27 protein-coding genes are annotated in these 25,260 nt (G+C 60.6%); 10 read left to right on the top strand and 17 right to left on the bottom strand.

The genetic code is table 11. The features are described from left to right. Nucleotides 1-2: 2 nt before the first annotated feature. The 6 genes from Q0792_RS04535 to Q0792_RS04510 form a co-directional block, all read right to left on the bottom strand. Nucleotides 3-803 (bottom strand): hypothetical protein, encoded by an 801-nt coding sequence (locus Q0792_RS04535; RefSeq protein ID WP_298836854.1) that lies wholly within the window; start codon nt 801-803, stop codon nt 3-5. A gap of 116 nt (nt 804-919) precedes the next feature. Beyond that, a complete protein-coding gene (locus tag Q0792_RS04530; RefSeq protein ID WP_298836852.1) occupies nt 920-1,675 on the bottom strand; it encodes an ABC transporter ATP-binding protein in 756 nt (251 codons plus the stop codon). A gap of 12 nt (nt 1,676-1,687) precedes the next feature. Next, nucleotides 1,688-2,452, bottom strand: a complete 765-nt coding sequence (locus tag Q0792_RS04525) for an ABC transporter ATP-binding protein (protein WP_298836850.1) — start codon at nt 2,450-2,452, stop codon at nt 1,688-1,690. Between the two features lie 12 nt (nt 2,453-2,464). Beyond that, nucleotides 2,465-3,664, bottom strand: a complete 1,200-nt coding sequence (locus tag Q0792_RS04520) for a branched-chain amino acid ABC transporter permease (RefSeq protein ID WP_298836848.1) — start codon at nt 3,662-3,664, stop codon at nt 2,465-2,467. Nucleotides 3,665-3,667: 3 nt separating this feature from the next. Next, a complete protein-coding gene (locus Q0792_RS04515) occupies nt 3,668-4,699 on the bottom strand; it encodes a branched-chain amino acid ABC transporter permease (RefSeq protein ID WP_298836846.1) in 1,032 nt (343 codons plus the stop codon). A 92-nt stretch (nt 4,700-4,791) separates the two neighbouring features. Continuing rightward, nucleotides 4,792-6,141: a substrate-binding protein gene (locus Q0792_RS04510; RefSeq protein ID WP_298836844.1), complete on the bottom strand. Its 1,350-nt coding sequence runs from the start codon at nt 6,139-6,141 to the stop codon at nt 4,792-4,794. A gap of 234 nt (nt 6,142-6,375) precedes the next feature. Here Q0792_RS04510 and Q0792_RS04505 point away from each other — a divergent pair, with 234 nt between their 5' ends. The 5 genes from Q0792_RS04505 to Q0792_RS04485 all read left to right on the top strand — a co-directional run bounded on the left by Q0792_RS04505 (nt 6,376) and on the right by Q0792_RS04485 (nt 12,606). Further along, nucleotides 6,376-7,665, top strand: coding sequence for a short-chain fatty acyl-CoA regulator family protein (locus Q0792_RS04505; RefSeq protein WP_298836842.1), 1,290 nt, complete (start codon nt 6,376-6,378; stop codon nt 7,663-7,665). A 215-nt stretch (nt 7,666-7,880) separates the two neighbouring features. Continuing rightward, nucleotides 7,881-8,264 (top strand): response regulator transcription factor, encoded by a 384-nt coding sequence (locus tag Q0792_RS04500; RefSeq protein WP_298836839.1) that lies wholly within the window; start codon nt 7,881-7,883, stop codon nt 8,262-8,264. A gap of 4 nt (nt 8,265-8,268) precedes the next feature. Further along, nucleotides 8,269-8,559, top strand: a complete 291-nt coding sequence (locus Q0792_RS04495; protein WP_298836838.1) for a hypothetical protein — start codon at nt 8,269-8,271, stop codon at nt 8,557-8,559. Further along, complete coding sequence (locus Q0792_RS04490; protein WP_298836837.1) at nt 8,556-11,249, top strand: ATP-binding protein; 2,694 nt, start codon at nt 8,556-8,558, stop codon at nt 11,247-11,249. Before Q0792_RS04495 ends, Q0792_RS04490 begins: the two co-directional genes overlap by 4 nt. Nucleotides 11,250-11,373: 124 nt before the next feature. Then, the gene (locus tag Q0792_RS04485; RefSeq protein ID WP_298836836.1) at nt 11,374-12,606 is read left to right on the top strand and encodes a FliM/FliN family flagellar motor C-terminal domain-containing protein; all 1,233 of its coding nucleotides are present in this window, start codon (nt 11,374-11,376) and stop codon (nt 12,604-12,606) included. Between the two features lie 15 nt (nt 12,607-12,621). Here Q0792_RS04485 and Q0792_RS04480 read toward each other — a convergent pair whose 3' ends face one another. The 5 genes from Q0792_RS04480 to Q0792_RS04460 form a co-directional block, all read right to left on the bottom strand. Continuing rightward, a complete protein-coding gene (locus Q0792_RS04480; RefSeq protein WP_298836835.1) occupies nt 12,622-13,044 on the bottom strand; it encodes a TIGR01244 family sulfur transferase in 423 nt (140 codons plus the stop codon). Between the two features lie 10 nt (nt 13,045-13,054). Further along, nucleotides 13,055-13,486: a DUF6691 family protein gene (locus tag Q0792_RS04475; RefSeq protein ID WP_298838615.1), complete on the bottom strand. Its 432-nt coding sequence runs from the start codon at nt 13,484-13,486 to the stop codon at nt 13,055-13,057. A 2-nt stretch (nt 13,487-13,488) separates the two neighbouring features. Then, the gene (locus tag Q0792_RS04470) at nt 13,489-13,911 is read right to left on the bottom strand and encodes a YeeE/YedE thiosulfate transporter family protein (RefSeq protein ID WP_298836833.1); all 423 of its coding nucleotides are present in this window, start codon (nt 13,909-13,911) and stop codon (nt 13,489-13,491) included. A 12-nt stretch (nt 13,912-13,923) separates the two neighbouring features. Further along, nucleotides 13,924-14,787, bottom strand: a complete 864-nt coding sequence (locus tag Q0792_RS04465; RefSeq protein ID WP_298836831.1) for an MBL fold metallo-hydrolase — start codon at nt 14,785-14,787, stop codon at nt 13,924-13,926. 63 nt (nt 14,788-14,850) lie between these two features. Further along, nucleotides 14,851-15,093: a hypothetical protein gene (locus Q0792_RS04460; protein WP_298836829.1), complete on the bottom strand. Its 243-nt coding sequence runs from the start codon at nt 15,091-15,093 to the stop codon at nt 14,851-14,853. Between the two features lie 136 nt (nt 15,094-15,229). Between Q0792_RS04460 and Q0792_RS04455 the strand changes: the two genes are divergently transcribed. Both Q0792_RS04455 and gph read left to right on the top strand, forming a co-directional pair. After that, nucleotides 15,230-15,517: a DUF2312 domain-containing protein gene (locus tag Q0792_RS04455; RefSeq protein WP_298836827.1), complete on the top strand. Its 288-nt coding sequence runs from the start codon at nt 15,230-15,232 to the stop codon at nt 15,515-15,517. Continuing rightward, entirely contained in the window at nt 15,514-16,170 is a 657-nt protein-coding gene (gene gph / locus Q0792_RS04450) for a phosphoglycolate phosphatase (protein WP_298836823.1), read from the top strand. Before Q0792_RS04455 ends, gph begins: the two co-directional genes overlap by 4 nt. Nucleotides 16,171-16,183: 13 nt before the next feature. On the opposite strand, the gene Q0792_RS04445 is transcribed toward gph, so the two are convergent. The 3 genes from Q0792_RS04445 to Q0792_RS04435 are packed head-to-tail and all read right to left on the bottom strand — an operon-like array spanning nt 16,184 to nt 19,082. Further along, on the bottom strand, nt 16,184-16,930 hold the full coding sequence (locus Q0792_RS04445; protein ID WP_298836821.1) for an aspartate/glutamate racemase family protein: 747 nt from the start codon (nt 16,928-16,930) through the stop codon (nt 16,184-16,186). 3 nt (nt 16,931-16,933) lie between these two features. Further along, nucleotides 16,934-18,097: a Xaa-Pro peptidase family protein gene (locus tag Q0792_RS04440; protein WP_298836819.1), complete on the bottom strand. Its 1,164-nt coding sequence runs from the start codon at nt 18,095-18,097 to the stop codon at nt 16,934-16,936. Then, entirely contained in the window at nt 18,090-19,082 is a 993-nt protein-coding gene (locus Q0792_RS04435; RefSeq protein WP_298836817.1) for a pyridoxal-phosphate dependent enzyme, read from the bottom strand. Before Q0792_RS04435 ends, Q0792_RS04440 begins: the two co-directional genes overlap by 8 nt. Nucleotides 19,083-19,389: 307 nt before the next feature. On the opposite strand from Q0792_RS04435, the gene Q0792_RS04430 reads away from it, so the two are divergent. The 3 genes from Q0792_RS04430 (at nt 19,390) to Q0792_RS04420 (ending at nt 22,148) form a co-directional block, all read left to right on the top strand. Next, the gene (locus Q0792_RS04430; protein WP_298838613.1) at nt 19,390-20,649 is read left to right on the top strand and encodes an AarF/ABC1/UbiB kinase family protein; all 1,260 of its coding nucleotides are present in this window, start codon (nt 19,390-19,392) and stop codon (nt 20,647-20,649) included. Between the two features lie 81 nt (nt 20,650-20,730). Next, on the top strand, nt 20,731-21,291 hold the full coding sequence (locus Q0792_RS04425; RefSeq protein WP_298836815.1) for a response regulator: 561 nt from the start codon (nt 20,731-20,733) through the stop codon (nt 21,289-21,291). After that, nucleotides 21,288-22,148 (top strand): isoprenylcysteine carboxylmethyltransferase family protein, encoded by an 861-nt coding sequence (locus Q0792_RS04420; protein WP_298836813.1) that lies wholly within the window; start codon nt 21,288-21,290, stop codon nt 22,146-22,148. Before Q0792_RS04425 ends, Q0792_RS04420 begins: the two co-directional genes overlap by 4 nt. On the opposite strand, the gene Q0792_RS04415 is transcribed toward Q0792_RS04420, so the two are convergent. Genes Q0792_RS04415 through Q0792_RS04405 form a run of 3 tightly spaced genes read right to left on the bottom strand, consistent with a single transcriptional unit; the run spans nt 22,138 to nt 25,197 of the window. Further along, nucleotides 22,138-23,373, bottom strand: coding sequence for a VWA-like domain-containing protein (locus tag Q0792_RS04415; protein WP_298836811.1), 1,236 nt, complete (start codon nt 23,371-23,373; stop codon nt 22,138-22,140). The two genes, Q0792_RS04420 and Q0792_RS04415, sit on opposite strands and share 11 nt — an antisense overlap. 3 nt (nt 23,374-23,376) lie before the next feature. Continuing rightward, the gene (locus Q0792_RS04410) at nt 23,377-24,495 is read right to left on the bottom strand and encodes a MoxR family ATPase (RefSeq protein WP_298836809.1); all 1,119 of its coding nucleotides are present in this window, start codon (nt 24,493-24,495) and stop codon (nt 23,377-23,379) included. 3 nt (nt 24,496-24,498) lie between these two features. Further along, the gene (locus Q0792_RS04405; protein WP_298836807.1) at nt 24,499-25,197 is read right to left on the bottom strand and encodes a hypothetical protein; all 699 of its coding nucleotides are present in this window, start codon (nt 25,195-25,197) and stop codon (nt 24,499-24,501) included. Nucleotides 25,198-25,260 lie beyond the last annotated feature (63 nt).

Genomic DNA, 25,260 nt, shown 5'->3' with positions numbered 1-25,260 from the left:
GGTCAGTTTTCAGGTTGGAGAACCTGGCAGGTTGACCCATTGGCCCCGAGGACCAGAACATCCTCGATCTCCCCTTCACCGGCTGTGCCGGTGCCGCTCCACGGCTGTTCCTGACCCAGGCCCTGTTGCCGATCAGAGACGATCACCCGGGCCCACATGCATTCGGGCATGCCGCTTGTACCGATCGGAAAACGGATCGGGGGCATGTCATAGGTCACAAACCCGTCGCGGATGCTGACGCGGTGGTTCCGCACGGCCCATTCTCCGGGGCCGACAGCCGGTGAATCTTCCCAGTCGCCGTCCCGGTTGGCGTCAACAAGGATGTTGAAATAGACCTCGTGCTGTCCGATGCTGTTAATCTGGATGCGAAAATTCAGCTCCGCCGGTAGTCTTTCCGGCGTTGACTGTGCCGCGACCAGCCAGTCCCAGGTCACCCCGTCATCGTAATCGGTTGTGATGTTCGGAACATCTGTTCCAGGTGGCCGGCCCTGTGGGTTCACGGGATCAGGGTCAGTGGCATCGGTGTAGCCGTCCTCGGCGCTGACGAATTCGCCGATCCAGTAACGGCACAGAACCTGTGCGCGGGGGCCATCGCTGCTGCGCCGTGTCGGAAACGCCCCGGTATCGGCCCCCGGAGCAGTGTATCCGGTGGGTGTAAGGTCCGGCGCGTCCCCGAAATCCTCGCCGTCGATGCCGACGCAATTGCCTGTGGAAAACGGGTCCTGGGTGATCAGGACACAGGCGGAAAGACCGGCGAAACAGGATAAAAAGGTGAAATAAATCAATCGGTAAGAGGCAAACATAGCTGTACTCCTCAATGATCAGATGGTCACTGAGTGTGCGCCTGATGCCCGGTCCGGTCAAATTGCGACAAAAAACCCGGCCCGGGTTGTGCCCCGTGGAGCTCTGAAAAGAGACCTCAGATCGCGAGGTATTCTTCGCGCAGTTCTTTGTTTTCCAGCACTTCGGCCGCGCTGCCATCAAAGACGATGCCGCCGGTGTCCATGATCACAGCGCGATCTGCCAGCTGCAGAGCGCGCACCGCATTCTGTTCAACCAGTATCGTGGTGATCCCCTGATCCTTGATGATCCGCAGCGTCTTTTCGATCTCGTCCACAATGACTGGCGCCAGACCTTCGTAGGGTTCATCCAGCAGCAGCACTTTAATGTCCCGGCACAATGCGCGGGCAATGGCGAGCATCTGCTGTTCGCCGCCCGACAGGGTGACACCCTCCTGGTTGCGGCGCTCACGCAGGCGCGGGAAAAGGTCATAGACACGGTCCAGTGACCAGCCGACGGGCGGAGCGATCTGCGCCAGCTTGAGGTTTTCCTCGACCGTCAGACCCGCGATGATCCGGCGGTCCTCTGGCACGAGGCCCAGACCGGCCTGGCTGGCCTGATAACTGCTCATCTTGTGCAGCGGCTGGTGGTCCAGCCAGATCTCACCATGTCGGACCTCCGGATCTGCAAGACGCGCAATGGCCCGCAGGGTGGATGTCTTGCCGGCGCCGTTCCGCCCCAGCAGGGCAAGGATCTCGCCTTCGTGCACGTTAAAGCTGATGCCCTGAACGATATAGCTTTCGCCGTAATAGGCATGCATGTCCCAGACCGACAGAAAAGCTGGTGCTGTCGCCGCATGGTTGGCGTTTTTGGAGAAGTCGGGTTTGACGTTCATCTGAAATACTCCTTACGCCGCTGTCTGGGTTTCGCCCAGATAGGCTTCGCGCACCTTGGGGTGACCTTTGATGTTGTCGGGGGTGTCCTCGACCAGGGGAGTGCCCTGAGCAAGTACGGTGATGCGCTCTGCCAGGCTGAACACCACATGCATGTCATGTTCGATGATCGCGATAGTGATGTCACGCTCTTCGCTGATCTGTTTGAGCAGGTCGATGGTGTTGTTGGTGTCCGCGCGGGCCATACCCGCGGTTGGTTCATCCAGCAGCAGCAGGCGCGGTTCCTGGCTGAGACACATGCCGATCTCAAGGCGACGCTTGTCGCCACGGGACATCGAACTTGCGGTCATGTGGCGCTTGTCGGCCATGTTCATGTCCTCAAGCATATGTTCAGCGCGTTCCAGAATATCCTTCTGGCTGGAGACAGATGAAATCCCGTTCAGCTCAAACGCGCCATCACGTTTGGCAAAGCAGGGGATCATCATGTTTTCCAGCACCGACAGATCACCGAAGATCTCGGGTGTCTGAAACACGCGGCTGATGCCCATCTGGTTGATCTCGTAAGGCTTGCGCCCCAGTACCGACTGGCCGTCAAAGCTGACCGAGCCTGTGTCCGGGATCAGTTTGCCCACCAGGCAGTTCAGCAGAGTGGACTTACCAGCGCCGTTCGGACCGATGATGGCATGCACCGAGTTTTCGGCAACCGAAAGGTTCACGTCGCCCAGAGCCTGCAGACCGCCAAAGCGTTTGCCGACGTTTTTGACTTCAAGAATACCCATAACGTCGTCTCCTTATTCTGCAGGTGTGGTTTTGCCGTCGGCTGCGTCGTCAGACGCTTTCTTGCCGCGGAAAAGACCAGCGATTTTCTGACCACCCTGCACCAGGCCACCTGGCAGGAAGATCACGACCATCATGAACATCAGACCCAGCGTCAGGTGCCAGCCTTTGCCGATGAAGGGGTAGACGATCGTGATAAAGAAATCTTCCATTCCGTCAGGCATGAAGGCGAACCACTGCTCCAGGATCGATTTGTTGATCTTGGAGACGATGTTTTCCATGTACTTGATGAAACCCGCACCCAGAACCGGACCGATGAGCGTGCCGGCACCGCCGAGAATGGTCATCAGCACGACCTCACCCGACGCGGTCCAGAACATACGTTCTGCACCTACCTGCGTGTCCATTGCCACAAGCAGACCACCCGCCAGACCAGCATACATGCCAGAAATCACAAAGGCCGCCAGTGTGTAGGGTTTCGAGTTCAGCCCGGTGTAGTTCAGGCGTTGCTGGTTGGATTTGACCGCCCGCAGCATCATGCCAAAGGGTGAGCGGAAAATGCGGATCGACAGGTAAAAGGCCAGGAGCATCACTATTGCCGCGATGTAGTAGCCCGCGTTGAAGGTAAAGACCCAGTTGCCCACGACCATTTCATAGCTGGTGCCCATTTCGAGGCCGAAAAGATTGGCGCGTGGTGTCTGACCGGATTGCAGTGCGCCATCAAGGATACGCGGGTCGTCCACTTTCGGCTGAAGGCCGGTTTCGCCGCCTGTGATCGGTGTAAGAACCGAGTATGCCAGCGAGTAGGACATCTGCGCGAAGGCCAGCGTCAGGATTGAGAAGTAGATGCCCGAGCGGCGCAGCGAGATCCAGCCGACCAGCAGCGAGAAGAGACCTGCCACGATCACCGAGATCATGATTGCCGGGATGACGTTCATTGTCAGCAGCTTCATCATCCAGATTGCCGCATAGGAACCCACACCCAGGAAGGCCGCATGACCAAAGCTGAGGTAACCCGTAAGGCCGAAAAGGATGTTGAACCCGATGGCAAAAATCCCGAAGATCACCAGCCGCTGCATCAGGTCAGGATAGCCTGCGTTGAACTGTGCCATCGCCGAACCTTCGGGGAAGGGGTTCAGGATGAAGGGGGCGAAGATTGCCAGAACGGCAACAATGATCAGAAGGGTTGTGTCTTTTTTTGTCAGTCCGAACATGTCTTATTCCTCCATCACGCCTTTGCGGCCCATGAGACCACGCGGACGGGTAAGCAAGATAATGATGGCGACCAGATAGATGATGATCTGGTTGATACCGGGCAGCACCTCGAGCACTGCGCCCATCGAGGCGAAGCTTTCCAGGATACCCAGCAGGAAGCCGGCGAGAACAGCGCCCGAAAGCGAGCCCATACCGCCCACAACGACCACCACAAAGCTCAGCACCAGAAAGTCCATGCCCATGTGATAGTTCGGAGAGTTGATCGGCGCGTACATGACGCCTGCAAGGCCCGCGACAGCGGCGGCGATGCCGAACATGATGGTAAAGCGCTTGTCGATGTTGATGCCCAGCAGGCCGACGGTTTCGCGGTCTGCCATACCGGCACGCACGACCATTCCGAAGGTGGTGAACTGCAGGAAGGCAAAGACGGCGCCGATGATGATGGCCGAGAAGGCAAAATAGACGAGACGCCAGTAGGGATAGATGATCGTGTTGGGATCAAAGCCCAGCATAGCGCCGAAATCGAACGAGCCGGTAAAGGCTGCCGGTGCAGGGGTGGGGATCGGGTTCGCACCGTAGAAGTATTTGATGATTTCCTGCAGGACGATTGCAAGGCCGAACGTCACGAGGATCTGATCCGCATGGGGGCGCTTGTAAAAGTGCTTGATCAGTCCGCGTTCCATGGCAAAACCGATGGCGACCATCACCGGGATCGAGAACAGGATCGAGAGCGGGACCGCCCAGTCGATGATCACATCGCCTGTTGCCTGTCCGAAGATATCATAGATGTAGGGCACCTCGACCTTGAGCGGGTTGCCCAGAAAGTCTGTTTTGGTGTCGTCAATGATCGTGTGGCTGAGTGTCAGGATACGGCTCAGTGTCACGGCACAGAATGCACCGATCATAAAGAGCGCCCCGTGTGCGAAGTTGACGACCCCGAGGGTGCCGAAAATCAGTGTCAGGCCGAGAGCGATCAGCGCATAGGCTGATCCTTTGTCGAGGCCGTTCAGAACTTGCAGGATGATTGCGTCCATGGTCCCACCTTCAGGATGCGTGTTCAGGCACATCGGTGCCCGGGTGGTGCCGGGCGGCGTGTACCGCCCGGCGTCGTTTTCGTGTGTGCCGCTTACGCGCCCGGGTTACATGTCCCGAGGTTGCCGCCCGCGAACTGCGGGTGGTCAGGCTCGTATGTCACCTGAGCGACCGGCGTGACTTCTACGATTTCGAGAAGGTCGAACTCGGATGTCGGGTTCTCTTTACCCTTCACAACCAGCACGTCCTTGAAGCACTGGTGGTCGTCGCCGCGATAGAGCGTCTTACCGTTGCCCATACCGTCGAACTCGAAGTCTTCGAGTGCTTCCACAACCGCACAGGGGTTGAACGAACCGGCACGTTCCACCGCATCAGCGTAAAGCAGCGCCTGAACATAGCATGTGTGCGCAGCCTGGCTCGGCGGGAAGCCGTACTTGGTGCCAAAGGATTTGACGAATGCCTGTGAGCCCTCGTCCTGCAGCGACCAGTGCCAGTTTGTCGAACCGAAGATGCCCTTAACGTTGGCACCCGCACCCTTCGCCATCAGGCGGGAGTAGAGCGGAACGATGATCTGGAAGTCTTTGCCGTTGACCTGTTTGTCACGCAGACCGAACTGAACCGCGTTGGTCAGCGAGTTCACCATGTTGCCGCCGTAGTGGTTCAGTACCAGTGTATCGGCGCCGGACTGCAGAACAGGTGCGATGTACGAGGAGAAGTCAGTCTGCGTCAGCGGCGTTTTCACTGCTGCGACTGTTTCCCAGCCCATGGCTTCGGTCGAGGATTTCACCGCTTCTTCTGTGGTGTAGCCCCAGTTGTAGTCCGCTGTCAGGTGATACGCCTTACGGTCTGTGCCGTAGTTCGCCGCCAGAACGGGCGCGAGTGCTGCGCCGGACATGTAGGAGTTGAAGAAGTGGCGGAAACCGTTGGCTTTGCGGTCTTTGCCTGTTGTGTCGTTGGAGTGCGTCAGGCCGGCCATAAAGATGACGCCGGCTTCCTGGCAGAGCGCCTGCACGGCAACAGCCACACCAGAGGACGAACCACCCGTGATCATCACGGCACCGTCTTTTTCGATCATGGAGCGGGCAGAAGCGCGCGCCGCGTCAGATTTCGTCTGTGTGTCGCCGGTGACATATTCGACTTTCTTGCCGAGGATGCCGTTACCTTTGAGCGCTTTGGACGAGAAAGTATTCATCATGCCGCCGTCGCCGCCACCGTTCAGGTGCTCGACCGCCAGCTCGTAGGCGCGCAGCTCGTCTGCGCCCTCGTCGGCATAGGGACCGGACTGCGGCACGTTAAAGCCGAGTGTCACGGTGTCGCCAGTAGGTGCGTTGGTAAAGCCGGCGTGGCCGTCCGCACGCAGATACGTCGGCAGCGTCAGACCGGCAGCACCGGCCACAGCGCCGGTCTTGATCAGACCACGACGTGTGAGTTTCGAATTGGACATGAATATCCTCCCAGTTGATAAGATCAGGCCTCCGGCGGACTCCTCCGACGGGGACATGAAGCACAGATGTGCAAACATCTTATCGCTTGGGAAGTGAAAATTGCGCAACAAGTCCCTTGAAATGAACAATTATTTTGTAAATAAATCTACAATATCGACATGTATTCTGTAAATTGTGTGATGTCGCAACGCAGAAACCCGTTGATAAAGCGCGAAAACAGGGGAGGGATCATCATGCCACGCGAGGGTCTGACCGGCAGCAGGATCCGGGAGCGGCGATCGGTTGCCGGAATGCGCCAGGCTGATCTGGCGCGCAGCCTTGGGATCTCGGCCTCTTATCTCAATCTGATCGAGCATAACCGCCGCAGAATCGGCGGCAAGCTGCTTCTGGATATCGCACGGACACTGGGTGTCGAGCCGACCATGCTCACCGAAGGCGCCGAAGCAGCACTGATCGCGACGCTGCGCGAGGCTGCGACCGGCGCCAGCCTCGCACCGGGCGAAATTGAGCGTGCGGACGAACTTGCAGGACGGTTTCCGGGATGGGCCGAGGTTCTCGCGGCGAGCCATCGCCGCATTGCAACTCTGGAAAGGACGGTCGAGACCCTGAATGACCGCCTGACGCATGATCCGCAGCTTGCAGCCTCGGTGCACGAGCTTTTGTCCACGGCAGCGGCCATCCGGTCAACGGCATCTATTCTGGCCGACGAAAAGGACCTCGAGGATCAGTGGCGTGACCGGTTCCACGCAAACCTCAACGAAGACAGCCGCCGGCTGGCGGACAGTTCCAGATCGCTGGTGGAATATTTCGAGGCCGGTCAGGGTTCCGATGATGCGGCCTCCAGCCCGCAGGACGAGGTAGATGCCTTTCTGTCAGAGAACGCCTGGTATTTTGAGGGCCTTGAGGCCGGCGCGGATGATCCGGAAAGTGTCGTCGCGGCAGCGCCGGCACTGCGCAGTCAGGCAGCACGCGAACTGGCGCGCGTCGTACTGCGTCGCATGATCGAAGATGCCACGCAGGTCTCGATCCCGGTCCTCGAGGGCGCTCTGGAAGAGGTTGGTCCCGATCCGGTAGCACTGGCCGGGATGCTGAAAGTGCCGGTCGCGCTGGTCATGCGGCGGATGGCGAGCCTGCAGGAGCTTCAGGCCGGACTTGTGGTCTGTGACCGCGCCGGCAGCATTCTTTTCCGTAAACCGGTCAATCAGTTTGTGATCCCAAGGTTTGCACCCGCCTGCGTGCTCTGGCCTTTATTTCAGGCACTGGGTCAGCCCGGACAGGTCATCCGCACGCCGATCGTTCAGCTGGGGCGCGGCCGCGCAGGATTTGACTGTTTTGCCGTCTCCGAGATCACCGGCGTGCCCGAATACAACCGGCCACCGCTGCTGCAGGCCAGTATGCTCGTTCTGCCGTCGGTGGCCCCCGAAGAGCAGGCGGTTTCCGAAGTCGGCAGCACATGCCGGGTCTGTCCCCGCGACCGGTGTCCGGGCAGGCGCGAACCCTCCATCCTTCGGGACGGGCTCTGAACGGGATCCTCCGGCACCGCAAAGCGCCGGGCGCAGACATATGCAAAACCACAGCCGGACGGCGGTTTGCGATATGTCCTGCGGCTGCCGAAAAACCGGCCCGCAGCAGCGCACCTGCTTTGACTTGATCCGGGGAATCCGACAATATCCGGTGCAGGCGTGCGGCAAGACGGTTCGGGAGAGACCGCCGGCACGTTCCCTGGGAGGAGGGGCCAATGAGTCACCACGTTCTGTTGGTCGAAGATGAGACAAACATCATCGAGGCCATCCGTTTTCTGCTGAGCCGTGAAGGCTGGCAGGTGGACACACATTCGAACGGAACAGATGCCGCGGAAGTTATCCGCAACATGAAACCCGACATCGTCATTCTTGATGTGATGCTGCCCGGCAAAAGCGGTTTTGACATTCTTGAAGAACTGCGTGCACACGAACAGACGGCTGATCTGCCGGTGCTGATGCTGACCGCGCGTGGTCAGAGCCGCGACCGCGAGATGGCCGAAAAGGCCGGTGTCAGCCGGTTCATGACCAAGCCGTTTTCCAACACCGAAGTGCTGAACGCGGTGCGCGATATGCTCTACGTGCACCGGCAGCAGAGCTGATCCGGTGGCACCGCGCGGCCAGCCACCTGTATTCCTTGAACGCGGAAGTTACCGGCAGCGGCGGGTGACGGATGCGGTGCGGTTGCTGGCTGTGCTGGGCGCTGTGCTCTGGATGATACCTTTGCTCTGGCCCACGGGAGAGGTTGCCGAAGGGACAGGCATGCCGATGTCCCGTGCGCTCAGCTATGTGTTCGGCGTCTGGCTGCTTCTGATTTGTATCGCGGCGGCCCTGGTTGCACGCATGCGGCGAATGCCTGAAAAGAAGCAGGACGCCGACAGGGACGACGCGCCGTGACATCACTGAATGTTCTCATAGCCGTGTGCCTTGCCTATGTGGCGTTTCTGTTCGGTGTGGCTTTTGCTGCAGAGCGCGCAGGGGTGCGTGGCCGGACCGACTGGCTTTTGCGTTCGCCGCTTGTCTATACGCTGTCTTTGTCGATTTACTGCACAGCCTGGACGTTTTACGGCGCGGTTGGCAACGCGGCACGCTCCGGACTGGAATACGTTACAATTTACCTCGGTCCCAGCCTGGTGATCATCGGCTGGTGGTGGATCCTGCGGCGTCTTGTACGGATCGGACGCAGCCAGAAAGTCACCTCGGTCGCGGATCTCATTTCCTCGCGTTATGGCAAGTCAAACACCCTGGCGATTGTCGTGACCGTTATGGCCGTGATCGGCGTCACCCCCTACATCGCCCTGCAGCTTCAGTCTGTCGCCCTGTCGCTGTCAATTTTCTCCTCTGCTGAGACGGGTGGGGTCATGGATCCCGACGCCTCAACCGCAGGCGGGTTCTGGATTGCCGTGGGCCTTGCGCTCTTCACCGTTCTTTTCGGCACACGCAATCTGAACGCCAACGAACGCCACCACGGGGTGGTGATTGCGGTCGCAGTCGAGGCGGTTGTCAAACTGGTAGCGCTGCTGGCGGTCGGTGTTTTTGTTGTCTGGGGCGTTGCGGGCGGGCTGTCGGCAACGCTGGAGCGCATTGATGCATCGGCGCTGGGCACATGGCAGACCGACGGCAGCCGCTGGGCCACGCTGACGCTGCTGTCGGCCACGGCGTTTCTGTGCCTGCCGCGGATGTTCCAGGTTATGGTCGTGGAAAACGATGACGAGCGCCACCTGCAGGTCGCGAGCTGGGCATTTCCGCTCTACCTGATGTTGATGAGCCTGTTTGTCGTGCCGATCGCGGTGATCGGCCTGGAGGTGTTGCCCGCCGGTTCCAACCCGGATTTCTTTGTTCTGAGCCTGCCACTGAGCGAAGGCCGGGAGGGGCTGGCTATGCTGAGTTTTCTGGGGGGCTTTTCGTCGGCAACATCCATGGTGATCGTTGCCACACTGGCCCTTTCCACGATGGTTTCAAACCACGTGGTGATGCCGGTATTTCTGTACCTGCGGCAGGGCGGCGCGACCCAGTCCGGCGATGTGCGTAACGTTGTTATCCTGTCGCGGCGCCTGTCAATTCTGGGCATTATTGCACTGGGCTATGTGTATTTCGAAGCCTCCGGCGGGTCTGGCGCGCTGGCGGCGATCGGGCTGATTTCCTTTGCCGGCGTGGCCCAGTTCCTGCCTGCGATGCTGGGAGGGCTCTTCTGGCGCGGGGCCACGCGCGTGGGGGCACTGGCCGGTCTGGCCATCGGCTTTACGGTCTGGATGTTCACCATGCTTCTGCCCAGCTTCGGGCCGGGTGCTGTGCTGTCGGCGGATACTTTTGAATATGGTCTGATGGGTATTTCCTGGCTGCGTCCGCAGGCGCTGTTCGGTATCGCCGGTATGGATCCGATGGTGCACGCAGTTTTCTGGAGTCTCTCGCTCAATGTGCTCGGATTTGCAGTCTTTTCCCTGGTCAGTTTTCCGCTGCCGCTGGAACGGCTGCAGGGCGCACAGTTTGTCAATGTTTTCGATCATTCCGGTCAGGCGCGCGGCTGGCATGCCTCCTTTGCCGAAAGCGAAGACCTGATGATCATGGCGCAGAGAATCCTCGGATCAGAAGAAGCGCGGCGCTTGTTTGAGGGTGAAGCGCGGGGGCAGGGCATGCCCGGTCATCTGCCCGAACCGACCCCGGATTTTCTGCAGAAACTGGAGCGGGAACTGGCAGGTTCAGTCGGGGCGGCAACTGCCCATGCCATGATCGGCCAGATTGTCGGGGGCTCGGCTGTTTCGGTGCAGGATCTGATGGCCGTGGCTGACGAATCTGCTCAGATGCTGGAGTATTCCAGTCAGCTTGAGGCCAAGTCTCTGGAACTGAGTGATACCGCTGCTGAGCTCAGACGAACAAATGACAAGCTGACACAGATCTCGCTGCAGAAAGATGCGTTTCTGAGCCAGATCAGCCATGAGCTGCGTACCCCCATGACATCAATAAGGGCGTTTTCGGAAATTCTGCGGGACACTGATGGTCTGGGACCAATGGAGAAAATCAAATACGCCAGCATCATCCACACCGAAGCAATCCGGCTGACGCGGCTGCTCGACGATCTGCTGGATCTTTCGGTGCTTGAAAACGGACAGGTCACGCTCAACCGCCAGAGCGGCAGCCTGGCTGACCTTCTGGATCAGGCGATCGCGACAGCACAGGCAAGCGAAGCGCGGCGGATCACGATCCGCAGACGGCGGCTCGAAGAGACAATCAGCCTGGATACCGATCTTGACCGGCTGGCGCAGGTCTTCATCAATCTGATCACCAATGCTCAGAAATACTGTGCGTCTCCCACGCCGGAACTGCGCATCGAAGCTGCACGTCAGGGAGAGACAGTATACATTGATTTTCTCGACAACGGCGACGGCATTCCGGATGATGCGCGCGAGGTCATGTTCGAGAAGTTCAGCAGAATTGGGGCGCAGGACAGCAACGGCGCGGGCCTGGGGCTGGCGATCTGCCGTGAAATTATGGTGCGCCTGGGGGGGGATGTGACCTATCTCGACAACACCGGCGGCACGGCATTCCGTGTCATTCTGCCCCAGAAACTGGCGCTCGCCGCCCAGTAAGCTCTGCTGTTAACGTACCGGATACGCTGATTTTTAAAGGCTATGGTAACCATTGGTCTCTAGTCTGCGGACCAAAGGTTTCGGGAACACTGCGTTTTCCGGAGCCGCAGAACAAGGGCGACAGATGTCAGTTTTGCAGCGCAAAGCGCAGGCAGGAAAACAGGAACATCAGGCGCGGTCTGTGACCGTGCCCAAAGCCGTGCGCCTGAGCATGGCAAAGGTTGCAGACAGTCTTTTCGATATGGCACTTGCCGTGATCGCTGTGACGCAGGACAGGTTCGAAGGCGACAGCCTGCAGGAGCTGGTCGAAGAAGACACCATGCTGATACTGCTGGATGGCCCGGATGGTTCGACGGCGGGTATCTCGATCGGGATGGGGCTGGTACAGGCGCTTATCCAGCAACAGACCACAGGCCGCGTCCAGAAGCTGTCGGAAGATGTCAGCCGCAGCCCCACGTCAACAGATGCCGCGCTCTGCGCACCACTGATCGACAGGTTTTTTGCCCGCTGCCACGAAACGGTTGAAATGCCTGCCGACAAGCGAATGATCCGCCCGTACCGGTTTGGCGCGCGCGCTGAAAACCGCCGTCTGTTCGACCTCGCGCTTGAAGGGGGCGAATACTCAGTTCTGCGGCTGACAATCGACATTGCGGGTGGTGTCGGGCAGGCACCTGTTGTCATTTTGATACCCACGCCGGAAACGGCGGTGGAGCCTGCACCTCAGAGCGAAACTGATCCGGCAGAGCCCAGGGCACCGGTGACGCTTGAAAATTCGGTGATGGAACTGCAGGCCGACCTGACCGCTGTTCTGACCCGCGTCCGTCTGCCGCTGTCGCGGATCAGCGCGCTGGCCGAGGGAGACACGCTCAAAATTCCTGTGGACTCCTTCGACAAAGTGTCTCTGGTAACGGGACAGGGCAAAGTGATCGCCTCTGGTGCGATGGGTCAGATTGACGGATTCCGTGCACTGCAGCTGGAACAGCGGATGCCCGGACAAGACAACAGATCAAAGTCCGGATCAGAGGGAATGGCGATGAGCGCTGCCATGGGGCTTCAAGGTTCTTCGGCCGGTGCCGCCGTCCCGGGCATGCCATCTGTGGACGATACCGGACTTCCGGATCTCCCCGATCTGCCCGATATCGAACTGTCGCCCGAAACAGATTTTTCCGAAGCGCTCCCGGGAGAATTGCCGGACCTGCCGGACCTGCCAGATCTTCCTGACACAGCATCTGACGGTCTGCCGGACCTGCCCGAACTGGACGGTGATGGCCTGCCTGAGTTACCGGACCTTGATGACCTGCCGGACCTTGGCGATCTGCCAGATCTCGGAGACCTGCCGAAACTGAACACTGCCTGACCGAACGATTGCAGTTTACCCGGCGAGCGTTACCAGTGTCTGGCGCAACCCGGACAGGTCGTACCCACCGCGTCCGGCCGCCTCAATAATATCGTCTGCTGCCATCGCACCCGCCGACCCGAGCGCCCAGGCGATTGTTGACCTGGTGCCGGACGCGCAATAGGCCACAACCGGCCCGTCGCAGTCACAGATCAGGTCATGATTGCGGGCGATCACGTCAGGGGTCATTGTATGGTGTGTGAGCGGCTGTTCGGCAAAGGCAATACCGGCTGCTTCGGCTGCGGCACGCAGGTCCGCGGCCCGATAGCCGGGCGGCACTTCTTCATCCGGACGATTGCACAGAACAAGCCTGATGCCTGCATCCTTCAGAGCGGGAATGTCTTCGCAGGTCAGTTGCGGAGCCGCGAAAAATGTCGGGGTAATCTGCCTGATATCCATAAATCAAGGATTAGGTCAGGCCGCCCGCAGTGTCCAGCCGTCTGCGTGCAGGAACAGCGATAAGCATGCCGGCAATCATGGCCACCAGAAAGATTACGCCGCCTGAACCACCGTAGCTCAGTGAGGCCATGGCGGGGCCGGGGCACAGACCCGCCAGGCCCCAGCCCATCCCGAACAGTATCGCGCCGGTTGCGAGGTTTCTGTCCGGCCGGTGTTGGAGAGGGGCCGGAAACGATCCGCCGTACCTTGGTGTCCTGCCCTGTGTCAGCCTCCAGGCGATGGCCATCGGCAACAGCGCCCCGCCCATGACGAACATCAGTGTCGGATCCCAGGTACCTGTAACATCCAGAAATCCCTGAACTTTACGGGTGTCTGTCATGCCCGACAGGTAAAGTCCGATCCCGAAAAGTGCGCCGCAGACCGCAGCCGTCAGTATGCGCATCATCACAGGCCTCCCAGAAAGCGCAGCACGGCCACGGTTACCATGCCGGCTGCGATAAACGTTACGGTTGCGACGATCCCGCGGATGCTAAGGCGTGAGATCCCGCAGACACCGTGGCCTGAAGTGCAGCCATTTCCGAGGCGTGTACCGAGCCCGACCAGCAGACCCGCGGCCACGATCAGAAAGATGTTACCGGTCAGTCCGGTCGCGGCCGGGGTGGGATCAAGCGCCCTTATGATGGCTGGCACGGTGACAAGTGCTGAAATGAAAGCAATCCGCTCGACCCGGTCGTGACGGGCCGTTCCGTCGGCAAGCCCCCCGAGAATACCGCTTGCGCCCATGATCTTCCCGTTGCCCAGCAGATACAGTGCCGCAGCACATCCGATCAGCAGCCCGCCGGCGGCGCCGGCAATCCAGTCAGTCATTTTGTTGTCCTGTCAAATCTTGTTCAGTGGCACCTTGAGCATCACATCGCCGTGCTCATCGGGCTCCGGCATCTGACCAGCCCGCATATTTACCTGCAGGGACGGGAGAATGAGCCTGGGCATGCCAAGTGTCGCATCGCGCGCTTCGCGCATCTCGACAAAGCTGCTTTCGTCACGCCCGTCGCCGACATGCACATTGGCGGCCTTCTGTGCGCCGACTGTGGTCTCCCATGCGAATTCCTCGCGACCGGGGGCCTTGTAGTCGTGCCCCACAAAAATGCGCGTTTCATCCGGTAAAGAAAGAATTTTCTGGATCGATCTGTACAGGTCATGCGCCGATCCACCCGGGAAATCGCAGCGGGCCGTACCGAAATCCGGCATGAACAGCGTGTCGCCGACAAAGGCGGCGTCTCCGATCACATAGGTCATGCAGGCCGGCGTATGGCCCGGTGTGTGCAGCACGTCCACACGCATCTGGCCAATATGGAATGAAGACCCTTCCTCAAAAAGGGCATCGAACTGGCTGCCGTCGCGCTGAAACTCGGTTCCTTCGTTAAAGACTTTGCCAAAAGTGTCCTGGACCGTCGTGATCTGAGCGCCGATACCAATTTTCCCGCCCAGATGTTCCTGAAGATAGGGAGCCGCAGAAAGGTGATCGGCGTGCACATGCGTTTCGAGGATCCATTTCACCTGGAGCCCGGTTTTGCGCACATGGGCGATCACACGGTCGGCTGATGCTGTGTCAGTCCGACCCGCTGCCTGATCGAAATCCAGTACCGAGTCGACGATCGCGCAGGCCGTCCCGTCAGGGTCCTGAACCACATAACTGACTGTATTGGTGGCCGTATCGAAAAATGCTGTGACGTCTGGTGACATGCGCGCGCTCCTCTGATCCTGCGCCAGCATATGTCTGACATTGCCGGCAGCGCAAGCGCCGTATCAGCCGAGGAATATGCCGATGATCACGAGCACCAGCCCGATGACCGACAGAAAGAGGGCGCCGAGGTTCAGTGGGAGCGCCTTGCGCAGAACGGCGCGCATTTCTTCATCCGGCAGACGGGCGCGCCGTGCTCTGGCGACATAGACGATGCACCACACAAGCCCGACCAGCCCGAGCAGCGAAACGCCGGCACCGGTCCAGATGATGATGTCGAAAACGGTTGTCTGCTCGCTGGAATCCATGCGCAGGGGCTACTGAATCGCGCTTGTTTTGGCAAGGCTGCATCGTGCGTGTGTTCGCCGTGCTGAACGTGCTTGCAGCAGGAAGGGTGGGGCGGTAGGCAGTCACCTGATCAGTTTATTGCACCAGGAGCACAGCATGAGCGATACCGCAACCGACCCTTCCACCACCGAATCCCAGGCTGATGCTTCATACCGGGCGTCTTCCGGTGAACTGAGGCAGTTTGTTGAACGGATTGAGCGGCTGGACGCCGAAAAGAAAGATATCGCAGAGCAGCAGAAAGAGGTGATGGCCGAAGCAAAGGCACGTGGGTATGACACCAAGGTGCTGCGGAAAGTCATTGCGCTGCGCAAACGTGACGCCGATGACATCGCCGAAGAGGAAGCGGTGCTTGAGATGTACAAGGAAGCACTGGGCATGTCATGAACGGGGCGCACCGGGCAGTTGTGTTTGACCTCGATGGCACGCTGATCGACAGCGCGCCGGATCTCCATGCGGCGGTAAACGTCGCACTGGAGACCCTCGGGCGGCCGCATATCTCGCTGAAGCAGGTGATTGGTTTCATCGGGAACGGCGTCAGCAAACTGGTCGAACGTGCTCTCATGGCGACGGGCGGCGCATCGCCGGAAATGCACACCGAGGCTCTCGCCCTTTTCATGGAAAGCTACAGCGCGAACATGACCCGGCTGACGGTTCCCTATCCTGGCGTAGTCGCCTGTCTGTCCGGATTGCGCGACCGGGACATTCCCATGGGTCTTTGTACAAACAAGCCGCAGGAGCCGGCTCAGCTGATCTGTGATGCCCTCGGCCTCAGCTCTTTTTTCGGCGTCGTTCTGGGGGCCGGCAGAGATATGGCACACAAACCAGATCCGGCCCCTTTGCTGACCTGCATTGAGGCGCTGGGGGCCGCGCCGGATACCACCGTTTACGTGGGCGATGGTGCGGTTGATCACGAAACGGCCCGCCGTGCGTCTGTGCCTTTCCGGTTTTTCACGGGCGGATATCTGAACAGCCCGCTGCCACCCATCGCAGAAGATCACCGGTTCGACGACTGGAGTGATCACGGCCTCTGGCAGTGACGCAAATCTGAATTTATTGCCTGAAAAGACGTCCCGGTGCGTCATGCAGCCGCGCGGCCGGTGCCGACTTTGCCATATGCCAGGCCAGCACCTGATTGCTGCTGAGCACCGGCAATCCGAGCCTGTCTTCGAGATCGTGGATGATATCGAGAGTGCGCAGGTTGGTGCAGGACAGGAAAACTGCGTCACACGGCGCGCGCGACGCAACTTCAAGTGCCGCTGCGTGGATCGACCCCGGGTCAATCCTGGCCACCCGCTCTTCTTCTTCCTCGCCAAAGGACAGTGTCGCAGGAACTGTCAGGCCGCCCCGTTCAAAAGCTTCACGGATCGGAGTGGCGACCGGAGCAATATATGGCGAAACAATCGATACAGACTGCGCTGCGACGGCCTTGCAGGCAGCCAGTGCCGCCGTCAGCGGGTTGGTTACCGTGCGGACACGGGCGTGTTCGTGAACCAGCTGTGCGACGGTCTCTGGCCCGATCAGCGTTGCACCCGATGTGCAGCAGTATCCGATTACGTCAAATTCCGCGGCGCCCGGCAGCAGGTTTGCCGCGTCCGGCAGCGCCTGCCGCATCGCGCAGAGTGTTTCGGGTGTAACGTCCGCACCGCTGGGAATGCGGGTGACGAAAAGTGAGGTCTCCGGGGTTCTGAAAAGCCTGCGAAAGTCCTGTTCGATGGTTTCATCCGTCTTCAGCACGATCAGACCGAGTGTAGCAGCCGTTTCGGCAGGCACGCTGAGCTGATAGGGAAAACACTCCATCTTTCAGTCCAGCACCGGTAATTCTGCAGCAGCCCGCCGGTTCAGCAGTTCCGGACCACCGGCCCGCAATACGATGTTCTCTTCGTGTACCATAATGCGCCCCGGACTGATCTCGGCACCCGGTTCAATCGTCAGGACCATACCTTCGCGCAGCTCGGTCTCGTCGTCCGGAATGAAAGACGGCCATTCGGTCAGCGTAACACCCAGACCATGCCCCAGTCTGCCACCGCAGGGCGATACACCGGCATGCTCGAGGCCGCCGGCCAGCATCCGGTGGGCGTCGGCGGCTGTCATGCCGGGTCTCAGATCCTGTAAGACAGTTTCCGTTGCCGCATAGAGCGCATCATACGTGCGGCGTACGTCGTCCCCGGCCTCGCCAATGGCGTAATTCCGGTCAAAATCGCAGAAATAGCCCCCTTTCACGGCACCGGTATCAAGCATCAGCAGGTCGCCGCGGGACAGAGGCCGGGTCGGGGCAGGCGAGATAACATCGCGGTAACCACCGCGCCCCGCACCGCCTGCCACATAGCTGACCCAGTCGGCACCTGCCGCGAGCAGTGCAATCTGAAAGTCGCGGAATACCTGATCCAGTGGCACCCCCGTGCCCGCGATGTCGCCGATCTGTGCAAAGGCCATATCGGCGACCCGGCAGGTCGCGCGAATGCGTTCTATCTCGCCGTCGGATTTGATTTCGCGTACCCGGCGCACAACGTCCGTGGCGTCGACAACCCGCCGGGGTGTGAGCTGGGCAATCACATGCTGGAAGTCCGCCAAAGGCATACGCACGTGCGTTTCGGCCCCCATCGGAACGCCCAGACGACCGTCTTCGGGGATGACAGACCGCAAGGTGTCAGCGAGCAGTGATACCCCGTCATCGCCAGGCGCCGGCGCGTCCCAGGTGCGGATATCACGCAGCCAGGACTTTGACATCAGATCGAGGCCAATCGAGGGGATCACGGCAATCGCGGATGTGAAAGCAGGTACAATGACAAACCACGGGCGGGCAGGGCTCTCCCAGAAGCGCGTCAGGAAACCGGTCACATAAAAAATGTCCGCGGGACCCGTCAGCAGTAACGCATCCATGTCCGCCGCGCGCAGCCCCGCCTGAAGGTTCTCGACCCTGATGCGGTATTCGCTGTCAGGAAAGAGCGCGCCGCGATCAGGCATCTTCGGGGCCTTCGCTCATGACTGTAAGAACTGTCGTCCCTGGGCCGCATTCCGGCAGACCGGCCAGCAGAGCTGCGAGACCTGCTGCACCAGACGGAGTGGTTGCCAGCCCCATGTCGCTGAGTTTCGCCACCGCGTCACCGGCTTCCGCCTCGCTGATCGTCACAAACAGGTCGGCGTCGCGTGCCAGCCCCTCCAGCGCGACAAGCGACGGTGTCTTGCAGTCCAGCCGCCCCATGGCAGATACCGGCCCGTCCGCGTTGACCAGTGTACCTGCGCGTATACTCTCTGTCAGCGCAGGCGCGGCTTCGGGTTCGACAACGATAATCACCGGCGCATCCCCCCAGATATTCCGGAAATGAGCGGACAGTGATGCCGCAAGGCCACCGACGCCTGCCTGCAGCAGAATGACATCGGGCGCCCTGGTCATTTCATCAGTGATTTCCGCCGCCATCTGCAGATAGCCCTGCATGACGGCACCGGGCCATTCGGTGTACCCGGCCCAGGAACTGTCTGACAGCAGCTGCCAGCCGTTGGCATCGGCGGCATCGGCCGCGGCCTGCATACTTTGTTCATAGGTCTGTCCGGCGCGGACAACGCGCGCACCGGTCGCAGTCAGCCGCTGCGCAAAAGCTTCCGGCACGGTCTCTGCAAGGTAGATCACAGCCTGTGCGCCGAAAATGCGGGCCCCGGCAGCGACCGACAGCCCATGGTTCCCCGCACTCGCAGTAACATACACCCGGTCTGTCAGAGCACTTTGCCAGTCCCCGCGGCGCTTGCGCCGGGCATCTCCGGCAATAGCAAAGGCAGCGCCCAGTGCCTTGAAACTGCCCAGGCCCATTCTTCCGCGTTCGTCTTTTATGAAAACGGTGCTGACACCTGCGGCTTTCGCCACATCCGGGGCCTCCCTGAGCGGGGTCACTGCGTGTTTGGGACACAGCGCCAGAAGTTCTGCTACGGCGTCATGGCCGGTTGAGGGAAACACCCTTGGTTCTGCCGGCCCCACGGGCAACCCCGCGCCGCGATACGGATTGGAAAGCGACCTGACCAATGCTACCCCCCCCAAATTGTCCTTTCCGCGCCCGTGTCTGGATGCGCGGCTCCCGGGACACCTTCACCGCAGAACAGGCAAAAAGCCACCGTTTTTGCAAAAATCGCTCGGGACCCGGGCCGCGTATTGGTTTCTGCCAGATGTGGTCTAGATATCAGCCTCACTGCAGGGAGGCAGACAACTGTCCGAGTTTCACCACAGACCCAGAGGCATCGCCGTGCCCGGTACGCGGCTGGCGCGTATGTCCCGTCTGGGCGGCATGGCACTGGGTGTTGCCGGCAGCGTTGCGGTTAATGGCGGCCGCGAATGGCTCAGCGGCAGCAGACCCGATATAGACAGGCTGCTTCTGACCCCTGCCAATCTGGCACGGGTAACGCGGCAACTGGCACACATGCGCGGCGCAGCAATGAAAATGGGCCAGCTGCTGTCGATGGAGGGGGGCGATTTTCTGCCGCCCGAACTGGCTGACATTCTCGGGCGGCTGCGAAATGACGCACATTTTATGCCGCCAAAGCAGCTTAAAACGGTTCTGTCCCGCAACTGGGGCCCTGATTTTACGAGAAAATTCCGGCGTTTCGATGTGCGCCCTGTCGCTGCGGCCTCAATCGGGCAGGTGCATCGGGCAACGACGGTCGACGGGCGCGAGGTCGCGGTAAAGGTGCAGTATCCCGGGGTGCGGCGCAGCATCGACAGTGATGTTGCAAATGTTGCGTTGCTGATGCGGATGTCCGGGCTGGTACCTTCAGAGCTGGACCTTGATCCGCTGCTGTCTGAGGCATGCCGGCAGCTGCATGAGGAGGCAGACTACGAACGCGAGGGGCGCATGCTGGCGCGCTTTGGCGCATTGCTGTCCGGGGATCCGGATCTTCGTGTGCCGGCCCTCTGCAAAGATCTGACAACTGATGAAATTCTTGGAATGAGCTTTGCACCCGGAGTGCCGGTGGACCAGCTTGCGGATGCACCCCAGGATGTGCGCGACCACGTTGTGTCCGTGCTTATCGGTCTGATGATGCGCGAGATTTTCGAGTTCGGGCTGATGCAGACGGATCCGAATTTCGCCAACTATGCCTGGGACGCGGATAACGGAAAGGTGATTTTACTGGATTTCGGGGCCACGCGGGCTTTCGCGCCGGAACTGACAGACCAGTACCGGAAGTTGCTGGAAGCAGGGCTGGAGGGCGATCGTGCGCGTGCCATGCAGCAGCTTGAGGCGATCGGCTTTCTGGCATCCGAGCCGCAGGCGCACCATGCAGAGGCGATCTGGGGCATGTTCGATATGGCGATGGCGCCGATGCGCAGAGGGGGTATCTTTGATTTTGCCACCAGCGATCTGGCGCAGCGATTGCGCGAAGCTGGCATGGAATTTGCCGCACGGGGGGATTACTGGGTCGTGCCTCCGGCGGATGCGCTTTTTCTGCAGCGCAAGATCGGAGGTATGTTCCTGCTGGCAACGCGCCTGAAAGCGCGCGTAAATCTGGATGATGTTCTGAGTATGGTCTGAGGTCACTGCCGGTCGCGTCAGAATGCCGCTGCGCTGATCCCGTCCGTGACCTGCTGCGTATGTCTCTGAAAGGAGACCGGAATGCAGCAGAAAAGACAAAGTAAAGCAAAGACCTTTCTGATCCTCGACGACGATGTCACGTTCCGTGAACGGCTCGAAAAAGCAATGATCAGACGCGGGTTTGACACGCTCTGTGCGGGCAGCGTGGCTGAAGCGACCGGCATAATCTTGGCGGGGCGGATTGACTATGCTGTGATAGATCTGCGGCTTGAGGACGGTAACGGTCTTGAGATTGTAACGCTGCTGCGCAAGTGCTGGCCGTCCGCCCGCGCCGTGGTGCTCACCGGCTATGGCAACACGCCCACTGTTGTGGCGGCCATCAAGGCCGGTGCCGTTGATTATCTGGCAAAACCGGAGGGTGCCGATGAGATCGTCGCCGCGCTGAAAGCACCGCGTAATGCCCAGCCCGCCCCACCCGAGGCGCCCATCACGCCGGAAGAAGCGCGGATCGCTCATATTGAGACTGTATTCGACTCCGCCGGTCGCAATGTCTCGCAGGCGGCGCGGCTGCTCAATATGCACCGACGCACGCTGCAGCGCATTCTCAAGCGCCATCAGAACGGAGAAGACGCGACCTCGTGAACGACACCGCAGAGCCATCCGATGCTCCGGCGCCACCCTGGCGGCGGCTGCTGGACCTGGTCACCGGGTTGCGCCACGCACCGCCGGGGGCGGGCCGGATCATCCCGGCGGTGGTGTTTGGTGCGCTCTGCCACGCTCTGTTTGCTGTCGCAGTCGGCGCAATGATCCTTGTGATGTACTCTGGCATGACACTGGGGCAGGGCGGGTTTTCGGGTGTGACGGCAGGTCTGGTGAACCTTGTGCTCATCGTGCAGTTCCCACTGGCGCATTCCGCGCTTCTGACGCGGCGCGGGCGTAAACTGACAGCCGCGCTCTGGCCAGGTCCACGTGGCGCGGATATGAGCACAACGACCTTTGCCGTGGTCGCTTCCGCTCAGCTGTCGCTGCTGTTTGTATGCTGGTCCCCGAGCGGTATCGTTTGGTGGCGCGCGGAAGGCCCGGCACTCTGGACCGTGACATGCCTTTATGCACTGTCCTGGGGGCTTCTGATTCGCGCCAGCTATGATGCCGGCGCCGAAGTGCAGTCCGGTGCTCTCGGCTGGATGTCGGTGGTGCAGAACCGCAGGCCTGTCTATCCGGACATGCCCGTTACGGGGCTGTTCCGTATCATCCGGCAACCGATCTACCTTTCATTCGCGCTGACGCTCTGGACAGTGCCGGTCTGGACGCCGGATCAGCTGGGGCTGGCTGTACTGCTGACGCTCTATTGTGTGTTCGCTCCACGGCTCAAGGAAAAGCGGTTCAGCGCGCGCTATGGCGCAGGTTTTGACGCCTATCGTGCGCAGGTTCCCTATATGCTGCCATGGCGCCGTTCCGGCACGCAAATCACGCGCGGTTCAGAAGGCATCAGCCGGTAAGCGTCACGACGTCTCCGAAGGCGGGCGGCGACGCGGGCACCCCCGGAACCGCCCAGATTACAGGGACACCGGGTCGCGCACCCATCGGACCGTCAAGGTCCGTGAGGATGACGATTGCCGACGGATCCAGTGCTTCGGCTTTGAGCAGTACATCCACAAAGGATGTCCCGCCGCCGCGCCGCAGAACAAGTCCGGCTGCTGGCACAACCGGGCTGCCCGGACCAGGACGTATGTGGTCATAAACATCCTGATCAAAGGCCAGCAGATGTATCTCAGCGGCGCTCCTGCGGGTGATGCCGCTCAGTTCAGCGCAAAACCGTCCGAGCAGGGCATCCGATACTGACCCTGAACTGTCCAGACCGACGGCGATCCGGGGTCTGTGCATGTCGCGGACATATCCGGGCTGGAACAGAGGCGCAGGCCCACCCGCCGCGCGCGCCAGCGCCTCTGCAGCAATCCATCTTCGCGCGGGGCGGCGCCATGAAGCTGTCTGTCCCGGCGCGATTGCCCGGGCGACAAGACCCCGCAGAATGACCTCCCAAGGGGTTCGGTCTTCGGCAAACTCGGCAATGCGCGCAACGATCGGCCCGATGCCGCGACCTGCGCCCCGCGCGGTGCCCACCGCGCGTATCAGGTGCCCCTGCCAGGCATCCGGGGTTTGTTCGGTTTCGCCGGCTCCTGCGGACGGTACCAGATCGGCCTGAAAACGATGATCTTCTGTGTAATTCCGGCGCCGCGCGCGGCCCTGGGCATCCTGCGCGCTCAGAAGCGTATAGAGCCGGTCTGTGTCCCAGTCCGCAATCAGCGGCGCATCGTCGGCGATGTCATGTCCGGCCACCCTGGTCAGCAGGCCGCGCAGCGTCACCGCCGGACGCGGTATCGCATGGCCGGCTTCGAGCAGGATTTCATTGGTGACTGCATCCGCGGCCAGAGCGAAAAGCTCCGGATCAAAACTGTCGCCTGCGCGCCTCGCCATATCGGCGGCGCGGGCGCTGTGCCGCAGTGCTGCATGCAGGATGTGGTGCCCGGCCAGACCAATCTGTTCGCGCAGAGCGAGCGTGCTGAAATCTTCACCAATGGCAATCCGGTGGCCTGTGGTTGTAGTGACGGATGTGCCGTCCGGGGCATCGGTGATGTCACACCACAGTGCCAGAAGCGCCAGAGCAGGGTCGGCGCCGGCCAGATGTGCTATGGCCTGCCCGGCGCGCAGTGATCTCTGTGCCAAGGCTCAGTCCAGTCCGGCGGACTGACGATCCGCGGCATATCGTGCATAGGCATCGGAGCCGGCAAAGGCGTCGGCAGTATCCTCGCGCAGCGCCCGCGCCATCAGCATCTCGAACCCGAAGCTGCAGAGTTCTGACAACGGCAAAGCGGTAAACCCCTGACCAGGTCGCAGCGCATCAAGGTGTCTGATTGCTTCCATAGCGTCGATTGCCGGGGACATGCGGGCTTCTGAGGCGGCACCGACCAGCCCAAAGACAACCGCATTCAGCCCGTGCAGCGTTGTCGGATAATGGCCGGGCCGGTCTTTGTCAGCGGCCGAGAGCAGCGCGTCGATGTGAACTGTTGCTGCGATGTCATCGGCGACAACGGCAAATTCTGCTGCCACGGCCTCGCCCAGGGTGCCTGCGATCAGTGGCTGCTGATCGGCGCGGTCTGGCACGGCGGCCATGATGCGGCTCACACGTTCCCACGCGCGGGGCGTACAGGCGATCATCTGGCCGCGCTGCAGGCTGTCAGACGTGGTGTCGAGCAGATCAGGTCTGCCGCGCAGAAAGGCGGTCACAGCCGGTTCGAGCCCCCGCGGAGCTGCAAAATTTTCCAGCCAGTCGCCGGTTTCCGGCTGGAGCAGGAGGTGGATCAGACGGTCCGACAACGCGGTGCCCATTTCATACGCGACAGCGCCATCCCCGATCATATTCCCGGCAGCTGCAACAAAAACCGTGTCCGGCAGACGGTGCCGTCCGACACGGCGCTCCTGTAAAAGACCATAAACCGTGGGCTGCAGCATCGGCGGCGCCGCCGTCAGTTCGTCCAGAAACAGGATGGCGGGTTTCTCAGGATCGTCAGGCAGATCTTCGGGCCGGTACCACACGGTTTTGCCAGCTTCATGATCGTAGTAGGGCAGGCCCCGCAGGTCCTGAGGCTCGATGGTGGTCAGGCGCAGATCAAAAAGCTGAGCGCCTGTCTCATTTGCCAGTTGCCGCACAATATCCGTTTTGCCTACCCCTGGTCTGCCATGGAGCATCCACGAGCTGGTCAGTGCCCCGTCGCGCTGCGCCTGCCACCCTTTCCGGAGCAGGTCGAGAGCCCGCCCGGGCGTAACAGGCGTTGTATTGACAGACATTCCCTAAGCCTCCTGCAGTTCGCGGGTGCTGGGCTTTTCGCCCATAAGCGCCGCCATGCGCGCGTGGGCCGGTACAGAGGCCGTATCCAGCACTGTTTCGTGCAGGTTGCGGTTCTCTCGCAGGGAGACCAGATGCAGGCTGCGCTCGGTCAGTGTCTCATCAAACAGCCCGTCACGCAGCATTGCTAGGTCTGCGACATCCAGTGGCAGTACTTCAGGCGCCGGGCCGCCGCGTTGCACGGATACGAGTGTCAGAGGCGGAACACGTGCGATTTCCGATTGCTCTACCACCAGATGCAGGTTTCCCTGCACGATCCTGTGACGCGCGGCGATCCGGGTCAGCATCCTGAGGCCGTTGAACCGCAGCGCATCCAGCTGTCGCGCCATGTCGTCGTCGCTGATCAGCTGTGCGCGTGCGTCGGGCCGGACGGTGAACACTTTTGTTTCAACAACGGCGATGACAATCAGCATCGGAATGGGCGCCTGGGAGATCGGCAGCGCGAGATGGGGCCAGATCAGCATAGCAAACACAAAAGGCGCCAGTGCCATCAGGTACCGCAGGATCTGAACTTCGAATATCAGCCGCAGGATCACCGCCGGACGCGCGCCGCCCCGGGGCAGAATGGTGATGCGTCCCAGCATCCGCTTTGGAACGGACACTGTTTCCAGAGCAGACCTGTTCAGAACGGTGGTGGGGCTCACTATCAGCATGTGTCAGACGTAGGGCGGTATACCAGAGCGGTCGAGCCTGCGGCACATTTTTCC

It is taken from the genome of uncultured Roseobacter sp. (assembly GCF_947495025.1).
Taxonomy (GTDB): Bacteria; Pseudomonadota; Alphaproteobacteria; order Rhodobacterales; family Rhodobacteraceae; genus Roseobacter.
This window is presented reverse-complemented; position numbering and strand designations above follow the sequence as displayed.